The sequence below is a fragment of the Dapis purpurea BLCC-M126 genome (assembly GCF_050015975.1).
Classification (GTDB): Bacteria; Cyanobacteriota; Cyanobacteriia; order Cyanobacteriales; family Microcoleaceae; genus Trichodesmium.
This window is the reverse complement of the sequence record NZ_JBNHER010000261.1, coordinates 1-15,772: the sequence shown is the minus strand read 5'-3', so window position 1 is coordinate 15,772 and position 15,772 is coordinate 1. Positions and strand designations below refer to the sequence as shown.

The 15,772-nt window shown below is 35.3% G+C and carries 13 protein-coding genes; 10 read left to right on the top strand and 3 right to left on the bottom strand.

Features of this window, described 5'->3' with window-relative positions; genetic code table 11:
* Positions 1–32: 32 nt before the first annotated feature.
* Complete coding sequence (locus tag ACP6PL_RS24235) at positions 33–854, top strand: tetratricopeptide repeat protein (RefSeq protein ID WP_426547867.1); 822 nt, start codon at positions 33–35, stop codon at positions 852–854.
* Positions 855–1,227: 373 nt separating this feature from the next.
* Here the strand turns inward: ACP6PL_RS24235 and secG are convergent, their stop codons facing one another.
* Together secG and gpmI are read right to left on the bottom strand one after the other, a co-directional pair.
* Positions 1,228–1,461, bottom strand: a complete 234-nt coding sequence (gene secG / locus ACP6PL_RS24230; protein WP_426547865.1) for a preprotein translocase subunit SecG — start codon at positions 1,459–1,461, stop codon at positions 1,228–1,230.
* 164 nt (positions 1,462–1,625) lie between these two features.
* On the bottom strand, positions 1,626–3,224 hold the full coding sequence (gpmI, locus tag ACP6PL_RS24225; RefSeq protein ID WP_426547864.1) for a 2,3-bisphosphoglycerate-independent phosphoglycerate mutase: 1,599 nt from the start codon (positions 3,222–3,224) through the stop codon (positions 1,626–1,628).
* A gap of 872 nt (positions 3,225–4,096) precedes the next feature.
* Between gpmI and ACP6PL_RS24220 the strand changes: the two genes are divergently transcribed.
* From ACP6PL_RS24220 to ACP6PL_RS24185, 8 genes are all read left to right on the top strand, one after another.
* Positions 4,097–4,711 (top strand): hypothetical protein, encoded by a 615-nt coding sequence (locus ACP6PL_RS24220; protein WP_426547863.1) that lies wholly within the window; start codon positions 4,097–4,099, stop codon positions 4,709–4,711.
* 885 nt (positions 4,712–5,596) lie between these two features.
* Positions 5,597–6,790: a hypothetical protein gene (locus tag ACP6PL_RS24215; RefSeq protein WP_426547861.1), complete on the top strand. Its 1,194-nt coding sequence runs from the start codon at positions 5,597–5,599 to the stop codon at positions 6,788–6,790.
* 438 nt (positions 6,791–7,228) lie between these two features.
* Entirely contained in the window at positions 7,229–7,960 is a 732-nt protein-coding gene (locus ACP6PL_RS24210) for an MORN repeat-containing protein (protein ID WP_426547859.1), read from the top strand.
* Positions 7,961–8,849: 889 nt separating this feature from the next.
* Positions 8,850–9,470: a DUF6391 domain-containing protein gene (locus ACP6PL_RS24205; protein ID WP_426547858.1), complete on the top strand. Its 621-nt coding sequence runs from the start codon at positions 8,850–8,852 to the stop codon at positions 9,468–9,470.
* An 89-nt stretch (positions 9,471–9,559) separates the two neighbouring features.
* Positions 9,560–9,766 (top strand): photosystem I reaction center subunit IV, encoded by a 207-nt coding sequence (locus ACP6PL_RS24200; protein WP_426547857.1) that lies wholly within the window; start codon positions 9,560–9,562, stop codon positions 9,764–9,766.
* A gap of 186 nt (positions 9,767–9,952) precedes the next feature.
* On the top strand, positions 9,953–10,858 hold the full coding sequence (locus ACP6PL_RS24195; protein WP_426547856.1) for a DNA-formamidopyrimidine glycosylase: 906 nt from the start codon (positions 9,953–9,955) through the stop codon (positions 10,856–10,858).
* Positions 10,859–11,284: 426 nt separating this feature from the next.
* Positions 11,285–11,503 (top strand): NAD(P)H-quinone oxidoreductase subunit O, encoded by a 219-nt coding sequence (gene ndhO / locus ACP6PL_RS24190; protein WP_426547855.1) that lies wholly within the window; start codon positions 11,285–11,287, stop codon positions 11,501–11,503.
* A 1,179-nt stretch (positions 11,504–12,682) separates the two neighbouring features.
* Positions 12,683–13,177, top strand: a complete 495-nt coding sequence (locus ACP6PL_RS24185; protein WP_426547854.1) for a hypothetical protein — start codon at positions 12,683–12,685, stop codon at positions 13,175–13,177.
* A 537-nt stretch (positions 13,178–13,714) separates the two neighbouring features.
* Here the strand turns inward: ACP6PL_RS24185 and ACP6PL_RS24180 are convergent.
* Positions 13,715–14,605, bottom strand: coding sequence for a GlcNAc-transferase family protein (locus ACP6PL_RS24180; protein ID WP_426547853.1), 891 nt, complete (start codon positions 14,603–14,605; stop codon positions 13,715–13,717).
* A gap of 239 nt (positions 14,606–14,844) precedes the next feature.
* Here ACP6PL_RS24180 and ACP6PL_RS24175 point away from each other — a divergent pair, with 239 nt between their 5' ends.
* The gene (locus ACP6PL_RS24175; protein WP_426547852.1) at positions 14,845–15,105 is read left to right on the top strand and encodes a hypothetical protein; all 261 of its coding nucleotides are present in this window, start codon (positions 14,845–14,847) and stop codon (positions 15,103–15,105) included.
* Positions 15,106–15,772: the final 667 nt, after the last annotated feature.

Sequence of the window (15,772 nt, the reverse complement as noted above, 5' to 3'; positions counted from 1 at the left end):
TTACTCACACACCGGATAACTAAACTATCAATATGCTGCACTTAATTCGGAAACTTTTCATAACAATTCTTTTATTCTCTATATTTTGCTTGAGTAACCCATCAAATGTAATGGCTGCCACTCAATTACAAAATATCACTCCTACTCAACTAGAAACACTAGAAAATCTATTTAATCAAGCCTTAAACGCCAGTAACAGCGGTGACTTTGCCAACGCCGAACAACTATGGACTCAAATCCTAAAACAATATCCTGATAACCCTGCCATCTGGAGCAACAGAGGTAATATCAGACTCAGCCAAAACAGAATAGAAGAAGCAATATCCGATTATGAAAAAGCAATAGAAATAGTACCCTTAGCACCCGATCCCTACCTAAATCGTGGTATAGCTTATGAAAGACTCGAAAAATGGTCAGAGGCGATCGCTGATTATAATCAAGTCATAGAATTAGATCCAACAGATCCAGTTGCTTACAATAACCGTGGCAATGCAGAAGCAGGATTAGGAGAATGGGAAAAAGCAACTGAAGATTACAAAAAAGCTTCTGACTTAGCTCCTGAATATGCTTTTGCTCGTGCCAATTATTCTCTAGCTCTTTATCAAATTGGAGAAACTCAAAAAGCAATAAAAAGTATAAAAGGTCTGGTTCGTAAATATCCTAACTTTGCTGATATGCGGGCAGCATTAACTGCTTGTCTGTGGGAACAAGGCAAAAAGGGAGAAGCAGAGAGTAACTGGGTAGCTGCTATAGGATTAGATCCTCGGTATCAAGACCTTGACTGGGTAACTAATATTCGTCGTTGGCCTCCTACATTAGTTAATAGTTTGCAGAAATTTATCAAAATAGAATAGTTCGTAGTTGGGCTTCAGCCCTATCTATCTTAGTGTTACTTAGACATTTTCTGGCAGAAAAAATGTCTCACAGTTATTCTAGACAGGGGAATTATGTCAATGCCCTAAAAATTTCTCTTAGTAATCTACGGTGTATACATTTTTGATGTAGAAGCATCTACCTGTCTATAATTCGAGTCTGTTTTCTGGTTCGATTGTTTTTAAGTTTTGTTAGGGCTAAAGCAACACTACAAACAAAAAATTCTTCCCAGACATTTGTCTGGGAAAGTCAAGTAGTCTCTAGGAAGGTTAGGACATTCTCAAGCCCTCGAATTTAATCACAGCAGGAACTTAACTTCTCACTGTTAAATTCTGACTTCTGACTTCTGACTTCTTATTGTGGCAACCACCCTGCACTCAGAAGTACAGTTAGACCCATAAATAGCACAGATAAAGTCCAAGTAATTCGATTTAAAGTTATCTCTGCACTCTTAGTACTAGTAAATAACTGAGCTTGTCCACCAATACCACCTATCCCATCACCTTTAGGGCTGTGTAATAAGACAAATATAACAATACCAAGAGCAGATATAACCCAGATAATTTCCGCAAGTTGAACAACATTCATAATCTTCTGATTTTTTAATGGCAGTAAAAAAAATTCATTAATATAGCACTACGTTAATTAGTTAGGACATTTATAAATGCTCAAACTCAGTTAGGAACTACTTCTGAATTTCTTATTATAACATTCTAAATTGTGCGTAGCGCTATTATTGGTGTTAAGGAAGCTTACAAACCAACCCGCACAGGAGTACGATTTTGTTGAAGCTCGTATTCTGCCTTATCAATCATTGACTTTCCAGTCATTTCAGCAGGTTGAGGCAGATTGAGAATTTCCAAAATAGTTGGTGCTACATCCGCCAAACTTCCATTACTTCGTAGAGATACGCTAGTTCCATGACCAGGAATTTTACGCCCCTCTCCTTCTATCAGTATAAATGGCACCGGATTTGTAGTATGAGCTGTCCAAGGGCTACCATTTTTGTCCCACATATATTCAGCATTTCCATGGTCAGCAATAATAATCGCTGTGCCACCTACTTGACTAATACTTTCTAAAAGTTTTCCTAGACAATGGTCAACTGTTTGAATAGCATTTACTGCAGCATCCATCACCCCAGTATGACCCACCATATCAGGGTTAGCATAGTTAATAACAATTAGAGAATAGATTTGCTTTTTCACTGCAGCGATCGCCACTTCTGTCACATCTTTGGCAGACATTTCTGGTGCTTCATCATAATGAGCTACCATTGGACTTTGAACCAATTCTCGGTCTTCTCCCTCAAATGGTTGCTCGAAACCCCCATTAAAAAAGTAAGTTACATGAGCATACTTTTCAGTTTCCGCAGTCCGTAACTGACGTAGACCATGTTGAGAAATTACCTGTCCCAGAATATTATTCAAATTTTGAGGTTCAAAAGCGACTAAAACTGGCAAGCTAGAATCATACTGAGTGAAAGTTAAAAATGTTAATGGTTGAATTTTTTGGCGCTCAAACCCATTAAAATCTGGATCTACAAAAACTTGAGTTAATTGACGGGCACGATCTGGGCGAAAATTAAAGAAAATTACTCCATCTCCAGGTTCTACAGCTCCTGGAGCTACTCTAATTGGGATGACAAACTCATCTGTTATACCTTCGGCATAAGATTTTTGTACTAGCTCTGAAGCCGAACTACCTACTCCATAACCATCTTTGGTCATCACTTCATAAGCTTTTTGAATTCTATCCCATCGTTTATCCCGATCCATGGCATAATAACGACCACTAACTGTAGTAATTCTACCTACACCAATTTGATTAGTATGATATTCTATCTGTTTAAGTACCTGAACTCCTGATTTAGGATTTGTATCACGTCCATCAGTAATAGCATGAATACAAACATCAGAAATTCCTTTTGCCTTAGCCATATCCAGTAAACCTAATAAATGATCTACATGGGAATGAACTCCTCCAGGGGAACATAAACCTACTAAGTGTAGTTTAGAATTACGCTCTATTATATCTTGGCCAATCTTTTCAATAGCTTGGTTTTTTGCTATTGAGCCATCTTCTACCGCATCAGAGATTCTTACTAATTCCTGGGGAACAACTCGCCCCGCTCCAATATTTAAGTGACCAACTTCTGAGTTACCCATTTGACCTTCTGGCAAACCGACTGCTTTCCCGGAAGCCTGAATTAAAGTTCTTGGGTAAGCTTGCCAGAGACTATCAATTATAGGTGTTTCACCCACAGCAATAGCATTTCCATCTTTGTCTTCTCGATAACCCCAACCATCCAGAATAATTAGTACAACCGGAGATATAGAACCATTATTCATAATTTATTACCTTTTATGCCTCATCTCGGTTTTATAATGAATACCTCAAAATACTATACTTGAGTATTTTTTTCTCTATGATAAATTGGATTGATTTTATTAAAAAAAAAGTTATATAATATCTTAATAAATAAAATTATAAAATTCACTTAAAATCATCGCTAGAATGGTTTTAAGTTGATGTTGAATATATGGGAAAGGGACTACTGCTAATTAGTCAGAAAGAAATCACAAAATCTGTAGTGATATACTCCTCAACTGAAAGTTAACGTTACTGTAGGCTTCTGTTTATCTTTTCTAATAAAAAATAAAATCTTATTAAGAGAGCCAGAATGGTTAATCTAGGTGGGTTACAACCCATAACTTTCATCTAGAGTCAGCAACTTTCTAGATTCCTACCTCAGCAAATCTAAACAAGAATTTAACCTTTACTTAACAAATAATTTCTAACCAACATCAAATTCTGACTATTCCACCTTCCCCATCTATCATAGTTAACTTGAATTGCTATTTAAGCTGTTCATTCTGACTCAGAGACTCCTAGAAACAGCCTAACTATTTTTAACAAACATTGATTGTCCTTGGTATAACTAAAACGGTAAAAATATTGATTTAATAAGGATTCGGATTTACTAATTCAGCCATAATTATGTCCGATTACTTATGATAATTGCGAGTTTTAAAATTACTTAGGAAAAAATAAAAATTTAAACCAAAGAATAAGGATAAATAAATCTTGTGAAATTCTGAAAAATAATGAAATTGTGATATTTTTTTGATAAAAACTAAAAATTTTGATGATGGAACTACCAGCAACCCTAATATTAACAATAAACTAAAATAATATTGCTAAACAGAAACAAAACCTAAAAATGAGCAAGCTATTGTATTTTGTCAGTATAGGAATATTAGCTTTCTGGATACTTAGATGTGAATCCCTAGCCTTTAATGATGAGGAAATGCAAGGGATAAGATTATCAGATTCCAGCAATTTTTATCAGCAAATCCTGGCTCAGGTTTCAGCCCCTCCATCTTCTGATTCACTATCTCCATCGGTAGAAGTTCCGGAAAAGTCCAATACAGTCGCTAACTTAATCAAATCTACCGATCCAGAAGAAAGAGAAAAATCTCTAAAGGAAAACCTCGAAAATCAGCCAGATCGTTATACAACAAATCAAAGTCCTTCGGAAACAATATTTGTTCCTAGGACCAGAGACCCATTTTCTATTGTGCCCGAAATTCCAGTGCCAGAATTAACACAAGAAGAATCTTCCGTAGGCCAATTACCAGAGATACAAGGCCAACAATTACCAAGTCTACCTACCCTTCCGGAAACTAAATCTCCTGTTACTTGGCAACAAAATGTTAGAAGAATAGTACCAAGTGACGAGAGTCTGGATATAGCTCAACAAGGCCGTATTAGACCATCACCCACTACTTCAGTATTTGAACCTAGAAACTCTGTATTTGTAGAACGTGGTTGTTAGTTTTATCGTTTATCAGACCTGACAAAAACACTATTTTGCTTTGGCTAAGGTAGACTAGTGCAGGATGACAGAAATAAGTGACCAATGACAAAATACTCAAAGTCTTACCAATCAAAACTTCTGAATTCTGAATTCAGACTTCCGCGTAGCGGTACTAGGTACTATGAATAGTCAGTCTGTCTGAACAATATTAACCATTGGTTGAGGTTCAAAAAGGCAGATTTTAGTTAAGTTAAGTTTTTCCTAAGAGCGGGATAGCTCATTTCTTTAATAGTGGCTTAAGTCAACAAGAATAAAAGCTGACCCAATAAAGTAAATATTTGGGAGACCTAGTTCGTTGCAAGACTTGGGTGAATTATTGCTAAGTTAGAGTCTAACTGCCTCACACATATCACATAGTATAGGTAAGACTACAGTTTCACGTAAGTTGATGAATTAGCTCTAATACCCTCCTAAATTTTGTTATTTTTGAGTTTGTCCTCAAAAATAACAAAATTTAGTTGTTGTACTTCAGTAGACCACGATTTAGCCAAATTATCATACCGTTGGGATAAATACCAATTAATATTGCACTTCTAAAAGTAATCTGTTACTATAGACAGGATTTTTAGGCTAGTAGTTTCACTCTGTCGAGCAAGCGCAAAACCAGAAAGATGAAATGGCTTTGGAATCAAGTGCCATGTTTCACACCGGGAAATGAAAAGCGCAGCACCTCCCCAAGAGGCAAGACGCAGCAGAAACCAAAACCCTATTTCAGAATAGCCTTCCTATGGAATGCTTCGGAAAACCTAACCTCATTTCTAGGAATCTAGAGTTTTTGCTCAAGCGATCCGTAGGTATGATGTCAATGCTATCCTGTGCAATATTAGATTTTTCAGAATCGTAATGCGTAAACTTTTCTTGACAGCAGGAGCAAGTATATTATCTATCTGGATAAGTGGATGTGACTCTCTTCCTTTTATCAATGGTAGAGACAGTTCTACTGCGAATACTCCACAAGCTTCCCCTAGCCCAACATTAGAACCTCCAGAATCTCCATCTCCAAAACCTACTGACGGACCTTTTCCATCTCCAGATGTTCCCCAGAAGTCGGAAATATCAACAGATTTAATTCGTTCTACAGACCCGAATGAAAGAACTAAATCCCTCAAGCAAGAAGTTCGAACTAACACAAACTCTCAAACACAAACTTCTATTCCGACAATTCCAGATACAAAAGATCCTTTCTCAGGTTTACCAAATATTCCAGTTCCACGTCAGGGCTCCGATCAAACTACTGGTGATTCCATATTTACCCAACTTCCTGAACTAAGCAGTCAACAAGTACCAAATATTCCGAATCTACCAGAAACTAAATCTCCCTCCTCTTGGACACCACCAGGGATAACTCAACCTACAAACCAGATTGTAGGTTCGCGGCAAACTTCCCAACAACAAACTCCACAACAGTCATCTCAAACAAGGAGAACTAATCAAGCAAATCAAAACTTAGGTTCACGGCAAACTTCCCCTCAATCAAATACACCGACACAAAGTAGTCCACAACAAAGTAGTCCACAACAAAGAACCAGTCAACAAAGACCATTGGGAAGTAATAGTAATACAGAGACGAAAGTTACATCTCATCCTTCAGGTACTACACAATCACAAACCATATCTTCACCACCAAAACCCCCAGAGTTGCCAACTTCATCTACTCAACAAGTACCAAGTTTACCCGAATTACCTATAACAGGAAGCCCACCTGCTCAGTGGAGAGGGCCGGGTTTTCCGCCAGCACCGCCACCACCACCGCCACCACCACCACCACCACCACCACCACCAGATACTACTATTGCTGATGGTATAGAAGTTAGTGGGGTTGTACAAGTGGGGAGCCAAAAGCAGATTATTGTTAAAGTTCCTACCGAACCTACCAGTAGATATGTGAAGATCGGGCAAAGGCTGGCAAATGGCCAGGTATTGGTAAAGCGAGTTGACTTGAAGAAGGGAGCTGAACCAATTGTTGTATTTGAGCAAAGTGGTGTGGAAATTCCTAAAGAGGTTGGAAGTAAGCCAATAACTTCTAAAGAACAATAAAAAAATTGTTGCTCAGAAAGTTTGGGAATTTTTCAATGAATCTTCAAAACTCTTATAAAACTCAGAGATGAATAATATAAAGGTAATGATTAGTCTTTAATACTCTCCTAGTTAAAAATTAATAGATTATGAGACTTAGAAAGGTTTTGAATTAAATAGATTTCAAAGTTATAGGGCTATTTAAATTTTATAAGAAGATTCCCAAATACCTTTGGTTATTAAGATAGAAGCTCTATTTAATCTTACAGGTATCCGAACTTGAAGTAATTGTTCCTTTACTATAAATTTATCCAGAGAGGGTAAGAGTGGGAAAATCAAGGTCTATCTTATATGAAGATGTTTTTTTGAGCTAAACAAATATATATCAATGAATATATAATGAAAACAGCGAAATTAGAAAAACCGTATATATAAATCAGCAAGCTTGATACTAACACCATGCTGCTACTAATAAAACAACTAAGGAAAGCAATATTAACAGGTTCTTGCCTAGGATACATAATTATCATGTGCCATCCTCAGCCATTAATGGCACAAGAACAAACAGAAGCACCTTTTTGTGAAGGGAACCCTCCTACAGGCAGAGTGAAGTGTAATTACCCCAATGGAGATAATTATGCTGGGGATTTTGTTAATGGAAGGCCACAAGGAACTGGTGTATATGTCTATGCTAATCGTGATCGCTACGAAGGACAGTTTCGGAATGGTCTTCCTAATGGACAAGGTACTTTTATCTTCTCCAATGACGCTAGGGTGACAGGAGTATTCCAAAATGGACAAATTAGGTCTGGGACAATTATTTTTGAGAATGGCGATCGCTTTGTTGGAGATTTTAACCTAGTAGAAAATCTCTCTAGTAGTGTGATTAGTAGTCAGCCCACGGGTCGAGGTCAATTTATTTATGCTAATGGCGATCGCTATGAGGGAGAATTCTTTGCTGGAGATCCTTTTGGACCAGGAGTGTTTACCCGTGCTAATGGAATACGGTGTCAAGGAGATTTTTATAACGAAGCACTAGATGGCAAAGGAAGTTGTACATATCCTAATGGAATTCGCTATGAAGGGGAGCTAAGGGGTGGAGTACCTCATGGCGTAGGAATTATTATAGATTCTGAAGGAAAGCGATTTCCTGGAGTATTTCGTAATGGCCAAAGACAAGAACAAACATAATATAACCTTTCTCACTCTTTGTGAGATACATTTATCTCTATTTCTTGCTATTTCCTATTTGCTGTTGATTGTTACTGCATTAACTGTTGATGAAACAACTTAATTACCAACAAGTAATAGGGAAAAAAATAATTTGGGTCTACTGAATAAGTATTTCGGAGATGGGTAGAAGGATCTAGTTAGAAGGAATGGGGAATACACAGGAGTAAGAAAAAAAAATCTGATATTTTTGAGGCTAGGTTTGTTAGAAGTGCAAGATTTTTGAAACAGGCAAAGGGGATAATTTTGACACTTTGTTTAAGAAAAAAAATCTATAAGCCTTTTAGTGTTCAACAATTAATAATTTTAATGTCAGCGATGACCAAATGCTAGGGTATGACAAACGGAAAACATTTAATAATTAATAATTGCCTCTTCTTTTTCATAAGAGAATTAGCTAAAATAATTTCTTTTCTACATGAATCGAGAGGCTTTATACCTTGATTTTTCGATAATATTCTTAGACTTATTCAGTGAACCTATATAGTACCTCAAAAATTCAGATAAATGTCTATGATATTCAGAATTTAGAAGCAGTAATCAAGCTAGAATTTGAGTAAAATAGCTAAGATAATTTTCTACTCATATCATAAAATTATTTGAGATAAAATAGTTAATTAAAATAGGAATTTATCTCGAAAATAGGAATTTATCTCGATTTTTACAGGAATATTAAATCTATAGCAATCCTAAATCACTGGTAAAAAATTCAAAAGATAGATAAAAATTATCTAACTTTTACTTCTGTTCCCCATTCCCTCTTAACTATTCTCTTTTGTCAGAATATTTTTTGCACAAATACGATAGGAATGTTATCAAAATAGGCAATTTTCAAGAAGAAAAACATACTATGACAACAAGCACCTCAACTTCATCTGTAAATCATCAGTTTCCCTTTGACTTTTACCCTCATCCTACACAAGATAGCGATTTTCTTAAGCAACTAGAATTTTTTCCTGGTTTAAAAGAGATATTGACAATTAGACAAGTTCATGCTCTAGAACACGCTACAGTTTGGGTACTGAGTGAATTAGCAAACTCAGAAACTGTAGCAGCTTCTAATGAATCAATTGGAGGGATGTCCACACCACAAGGATTTTATCTGTACGGTGCAATAGACCCATCCCAATTAAACCAGGCAGTAGAAACAGCGCTACAGCGAATTACTTCCGGAGAATGGAATTTAGCAGTACATCCTAGATGTGGCACAAATTTATCAGTGGCAATGACTCTCACTGCTGGATTTGCTCTAGGTATAAATATGCTTTTACCCCCAAAACCAATTGAACAACTTTTAGGTTTTGGTATTGCAGCTACGGTAGCGACACAACTAGCACCAGAATTGGGCAGTTTAGCTCAAAAATATCTCACAACTGCTATTCCTTTTAACCTGAGAGTGATAGATATTTCTATTACTCAAGATTTGTGGGGTCGTCCTGCCCATTTTGTTCAAATATCCTGGCTAAATTAATTGCAACAAAACTTAAAAAAATATAAGGCTTAAAAGATATAGGATGAGATGACAGTTTTACCATACTTAATATAAAGGAAAAAAAATTCATGGTTCAACGTGGTTCTAAAGTTCGGATTTTACGCAAAGAATCCTACTGGTATCAGGAAATTGGTACAGTTGCTTCTGTTGACAAAAGTGGCATTAAGTACCCAGTTATTGTTCGCTTTGATAAAGTAAATTACACAGGTTTTAGTGGTAGTGCATCTGGCGTTAACACTAATAACTTTGGTATGAATGAAGTGGTAGAAGTATAAGCGCCGAAAGGTAAACAATTAGGCTCAAACTGTTCTTGGAACCTAAAGCTATAGAAAAAGCTCAGTTTAGCAATTTAAATTAAACAAGCAAAAATAGGCAAAAACTGTCCCAGATAAATGCTTAACTAGAAAAAAATTCTCTATAGTATCTATATAATTAAAAAGCTGTAGGAAATAGTTAGCACTGTGCCAGAACTGCCAGAAGTAGAAATAGTAAAACGAGGTCTAAATCAACTGACTCTCAATAAACAAATATTGGGTGGGGAAGTGTTGCTAGAACGCACAGTTGCTCACCCTGTTTCTATTGTTGATTTTTTAGGTGGGTTAGAGGGAAAAGCGATCGCCCAATGGCATCGACGAGGCAAATATTTACTCGCCCAACTCTACAAATGGGATCGAGAAACCCCTAAACTTAGCGAGATTAGACAAAAGCAGGATGGTTGGTTAGGTGTACATCTACGAATGACAGGCCAACTCCTATGGGTAAATTCAGAAGAAAGGCTACACAAACACACGCGAGTTAGATTATTTTTTCGTCATCAATCAACAGAGGGGAAAAAAAATTCCACTGAATTAAGATTTGTAGATCAACGTACCTTTGGTCAGATGTGGAGAGTACCAGCAGCAACAGAAATATCACAAATTATCACTGGTCTGAAAAAACTAGGCCCAGAACCATTTTCCACAGAATTTTCTCTTGAGTACCTTAGTAAAAAACTACACAAAAGGCACAGACCAATTAAAACAGCCCTTTTAGACCAAACAACCATTGCTGGGTTAGGCAATATCTACGCTGATGAAGCCTTATTTCTAAGTGGTATTAGACCAACAACTTTGTGCAAAGATTTGACTGAAAACCAAGTAGAACAATTACATATAGCTATTCTCAAAGTCTTGGCAACTTCTATAGATGCAGGTGGTACAACTTTCAGCAACTTTCTTAATGTTAAGGGAGTTAATGGTAATTATGGGGGTGTAGCTTGGGTTTATAATCGTGATGGTCAACCATGTCGCATTTGTGATACATCTTTGGAAAAAATTAAATTGGGGGGGCGATCTACTCATTTTTGTCCTCAATGTCAACAAGAATGAGGAAGGAGGAATGCTAATTAACTATTGCTTGTTTACTGATAAAGAATAAATTATTTGCCGTGGGTAAATCAGGATATGATTTTTTGATAATTAAACGAACTTAAGCTGATACGAGTTTGAAAAAAGAATGGTACAAAAAGGTTAATCTCGATCAGAGATACTTAAAAATAGCTTCTGCAATTCATTCTAGACAGCTATATCTATCATTTTTGCATCTTTTCTTGGATGTTTATTCATTCTTCTCTCTTCCTTGCTTCTACCATTTGTAACAAACATTTATTAAATTGATATAGTTTGGAACTATAGCAGGCAATAGAGAACAAGTAATAATGGGAAAAGTTAAGATTTACCATCGGTATATGTCCTGACCAACCTTTTATTTGCTATAGAATTTAATATAGAAAAAACAAGAACTGGAAAGTATATATGGCAGACATTAAAAAAGGTAGTTTAGTTCGCGTTGTCCGAGAAAAACTAGAAAATAGTTTAGAAGCTAAAGCAAGTGACAATAGGTTTCCTCCTTATATATTTGAGAGTAAGGGAGAAATTGTTGACACTAGAGGAGATTATGCTTTTGTCAAATTTGGCAAAGTACCCACTCCGAATATCTGGTTACGACTAGACCAATTAGAAAAATTTGAGTAAAATTTTCCATAAACTTTAAGAATATATCAAAAGCAGGAGTTTTCTTTTAAATGAGAAATTACGATAGGAAACTCCTGCTAATTTTATGTTAAGTTCTTCCACAAATCCACAAATTAGATAATTTATACCAAATCTCAAAAATTTTTCTACATTCTTGAGTAGGCTATTTAGAGGAGTGTGGGAATAGGGCAGCAGTTAAAATAGGAATAATATAAAGTCACTGTACTATTTCCAGAATTTTTGAAATAATTCCTAATGCTGGAAAAGAAATTGTCAAGTTGATGAATAGAGGTAGTATCTACCATACACCAACAATATGAAGAAGTTTAATTAGGGCTTGCGCTCAAAAGTCTTTTTGCTAAGGTAGGGAGTAGGGAGTAGGGAGTAGAGAGTAGTGAAAATTCAAAAGCAATCAGGAGTTGTAGAAGATTTACAAAGGAAAAATTATCTCTTAACTTGGGTGCCTCTACCAAACCCAAGATACTCACTTTTTTAGCCTGATCAGGCTAAAATCTGGTACTTTTTCACCACTTAAAAAGCCTAAAACCTTTATCTGTAAATGCTTTGATATTTAATCAGCAAACCCTAATTATAGACTCGATCTTAAAAAATCAAAATCAATTTTTACCTTGTATAGCACTACGCAAATAGGTTAAGACATTGATCAATGCTCAAACTCAGTTAGGAACTTCTGACTTAGACATAGCGCTATAGTATCTATCTTCAAGGGCGATATGGTTTGGAAAATATTTTCTTAGGGATTCCCTATTTGTTTAAAAGTCAGGGAGTTAAAAAAGTGTTAGGTAGACTTGACAAATGCAGAATCTTCTGCATTGATTAATTGTGAAGGGAAGATGCGTCAAACTATAGATATGGCACAGAAAATACTGAATATTTAGCTTTGTCTCTCTATAAGCATTTCTGCATTTTGAAGTTAAGAGCTATTAGAGTCTTGTCTGATAGTTTAATTTGTAGGCATTTAGCTGTCAGCTTTTGAAGGAATAAAACAACTACTAAGGTTAGCTGATAAGCAATTTCATTTCCTGCGGAATGCTTACTTAAATTTTAATTTTAAATTGGTTAATCATTTAATTGGTCATGGGCAGATTAAATGAACAAAAATATGAGTCTACTCAATAGCATTTATTAATGATTTAATATACATAAGGAAATCTGGAGATGTCAACAGAAAATCATAGTTTAGAAACAGAAACAAGTATTAATTTAGACCATGATAAGGAAATTATTGAAGAGGAAAGCATTGAGGATATAAATAAAACTCGTTTACTGCTTACTTTATGGGATTTAGGAGGAGAGGGAGAAACAGCTATAGGAGTAAAAAAAAGTGAATTAACTACTCGAGTTAAACGGAAAAAATACGGAAAAAAAATAGGTAAATATCAAGGAGTATATGAGGAATTAGAAAAATCAGGAGCAATTAGAATTGAGGTAAAAAATAGAGCAGTATTAGTTTTTATTACAGATATAGGTAAGCAAATGTTGGGTAAAGGTTTACAAAATCCTGATTTTAACTTTGAAGGAACTGTCATAGCAACAAGGCTAGCAAATACACTGTTGAGATGGATACGAGAAATGGGTAATCAGGAAAATTTAGAAATGGAAATTGAACCAATGACAATTTCTGAAGGTACTCTATCTGAAACTGAATTATGATGAATTTATATAGCAATTTTCAAATTTGTGAGATACATAAGTTTGGGTTTTTAAAGAATAGGGAATAGGGAAAAGAAAAAAATAGTGTATCTCATTAATATAAGAACTGATATATCAACAGGATTATAATTACCTTTGGAAAATTAATTTAACATTTACTAGAGATCGGAAATAGGGAATACTGCAACTGGGAAAAGAAAATATACCTGAGTAACCTATATACAAATACAAATAATTTTGCCTAATTACTTAACCTAGTCATAAAAAATACAAATAATTTTGCTCGACTACAGATTGATCGAATAAAATCATTTTACAATACTTGATTTTTGACCGAATAGATAACAATTCTAAGTAGGTGAACATAAATAAACGCAACAAATTTATGGCGTTTTTTTAGGACTACATCGCTAATTTCTCAAGGCTTTCGACTAAACCCGCTTCTAAAATTTTTTTAACATTTTTAAAGGCAAAAATTTTCACATTTGTACTTGTGTACTTGACTAACTTCCTTCTTACATTTGAAATCTTACTACCCTAAATAAAACTAATAAACCAACGCTCCTTAAAACTCACACCCGCTAATGCTTCATACTCTGTCAAACTTCTGATATTTCCCAACCCATAAATTCCAAAATTTTCTGTTGTAGTTTCCATTCCCAAAATCTGACGAAAACGAGACTCAGATACCTTATTTTGCACCCACCAATCTTTATGATCTTCCCAATGCACAACCCGCTTTTTACCAGTATTATAAAAATGCCAACAAACACTCAGATTAGGATGATAAATATCCCATCCCCTCGTCCAAGCTTTAGCAGCAAATAATACCTCTTCTCCAGTAAAATAAATATCTGGGTCGTAGGGTACCTCCTCAATAATTGACCCTTCTGCAAAAATAAATCCAGCCGCAACAAAAGCTCCCAATTGCGGAGTGCTACATTTACTTAAATCGCCTATTCCTCTTAAAGTTAAAGTACCAGGATCTCCAAACTTACTTGCTTCTAACCTACTCGGTGTATCCCCAACTAATTCTCTAGGAGGCTTGTAAGCAGGAGGATAGGTACTCAGAAGTGGTTTTTCACTGGGGCACATTTTCAGCATTTTAATTAATTCCACATCCCACCCAGGCAAAAATCTCATGTGGGCATCAATTTGTAGAGTATATTTCTCTTTTTGCCATAACTTCTGCACCAAAGACCTCGCCCAACCTACACCACGAGCTTGAGAAGCAGTAACTACAATGATACGACAACTTTTTATACCTTTAAGTTTACTAATATAGTCCTTTTCCTCATCCGTACCATACTGCCAACAAATACCAAAAGTGAGGCGTTCAGGATGAGTCGCGTGGGCGATCGCCTCTTCAACTGTGGGAACCAATTCTAAATCGCGATAAGCAACTATTTGAATAAAAATACTATCCATAAAATATGTTTTGATTCATTTTATCTAGTTCTCAAATATATCTATTTTAATAAACATCCGTAGCCTCACAAGTGACCTAACTATCCAATTGATCTAAATCACTAAAGACAGCAAAATTTCTCACAATATCTACTTGACTAGCTTCACTGAAATTAGTCTATAAATCATTATGATGATGTATTATGAGCTATTTAGATAAAGAATTGATTTACATTCAGGGTCTTTACTGAGATAAAATTATGACATCTACCACTAATAATCCAATAAATGTTAGTTCTGAAATACCTACTCCTATTGAATGGGTAGAAGAACATTATTCTATTGCTAGTTTAATATATACTCTCACAGATATACAACAGATATTTTCTCATGGATATCTATTCGAAGGTAGTGAAGATGGAGAATTAGTTATTGATACTAATCTAAAAGATGCTCTGCGAGAAGAATATGGTCATAAAAATTGGGAATATTTGGAAAAATATTTACTCAGTAATTGTTGAATGGATAAAGCAGCTATAGCAATCTCGTAAGCATTCAGCAGCGAGCTCTGAGCCATTAACCATTAGTTATTAAATCACTCTGAGTGATTGGGGTAATTGGTATTGAGAGATTGAGGAATAATTAAAAGTATCAATATAACTTTATACTGTAAGTGTTTCTTATTCTTAATACCAAATTGAAATTAAACTGCAAGCGAGTCAGATTGCCAAAATAATGACCACATATTCAAGACAGATAAATTAATGAATTTTATAATCTTGTACAACCTCAGATAAAATTGGTATCAAAAGCACCAGAGCTGACAGGTAATAACTGAATGCTTAAGCAATATCTGTTTGAATTGTGAGAAATTGTAGATTTTTAGGGAACAGGGAGGCGAAAAAAAACTGTATTTTATAGCAGTTTCCTACTTGATAAAGTACATATATTGATGAGAGCAGGGAGTAAGGAATAGAGAATAGGGAACAGGGAAAAAATATTCTTTTTATCAATTGAAGAACATTAACGGAGAATCTGCTATATATTCTAGAATTTTCAAGAATAGTTAAATTCTTATATTTGATTCCTGGGTACTATATATTATTTCTTCCCACTACTAAAGTTATAGAGTGAATTTCATTAATTGATAATTGATAATGGATAATTGATAATTACCTCTGGTTAAAA

Excerpts from the sequence above, each read along its gene's own strand:
- ACP6PL_RS24235 (WP_426547867.1), top strand. The coding sequence starts at position 33 with ATGCTGCACTTAATTCGGAAACTTTTCATAACAATTCTTTTATTCTCT.
- secG (WP_426547865.1), bottom strand. The coding sequence starts at position 1,461 with ATGAATGTTGTTCAACTTGCGGAAATTATCTGGGTTATATCTGCTCTT.
- gpmI (WP_426547864.1), bottom strand. The coding sequence starts at position 3,224 with ATGAATAATGGTTCTATATCTCCGGTTGTACTAATTATTCTGGATGGT.
- ACP6PL_RS24220 (WP_426547863.1), top strand. The coding sequence starts at position 4,097 with ATGAGCAAGCTATTGTATTTTGTCAGTATAGGAATATTAGCTTTCTGG.
- ACP6PL_RS24215 (WP_426547861.1), top strand. The coding sequence starts at position 5,597 with ATGCGTAAACTTTTCTTGACAGCAGGAGCAAGTATATTATCTATCTGG.
- ACP6PL_RS24210 (WP_426547859.1), top strand. The coding sequence starts at position 7,229 with ATGCTGCTACTAATAAAACAACTAAGGAAAGCAATATTAACAGGTTCT.
- ACP6PL_RS24205 (WP_426547858.1), top strand. The coding sequence starts at position 8,850 with ATGACAACAAGCACCTCAACTTCATCTGTAAATCATCAGTTTCCCTTT.
- ACP6PL_RS24200 (WP_426547857.1), top strand. The coding sequence starts at position 9,560 with ATGGTTCAACGTGGTTCTAAAGTTCGGATTTTACGCAAAGAATCCTAC.
- ndhO (WP_426547855.1), top strand. The coding sequence starts at position 11,285 with ATGGCAGACATTAAAAAAGGTAGTTTAGTTCGCGTTGTCCGAGAAAAA.
- ACP6PL_RS24185 (WP_426547854.1), top strand. The coding sequence starts at position 12,683 with ATGTCAACAGAAAATCATAGTTTAGAAACAGAAACAAGTATTAATTTA.
- ACP6PL_RS24180 (WP_426547853.1), bottom strand. The coding sequence starts at position 14,605 with ATGGATAGTATTTTTATTCAAATAGTTGCTTATCGCGATTTAGAATTG.
- ACP6PL_RS24175 (WP_426547852.1), top strand. The coding sequence starts at position 14,845 with ATGACATCTACCACTAATAATCCAATAAATGTTAGTTCTGAAATACCT.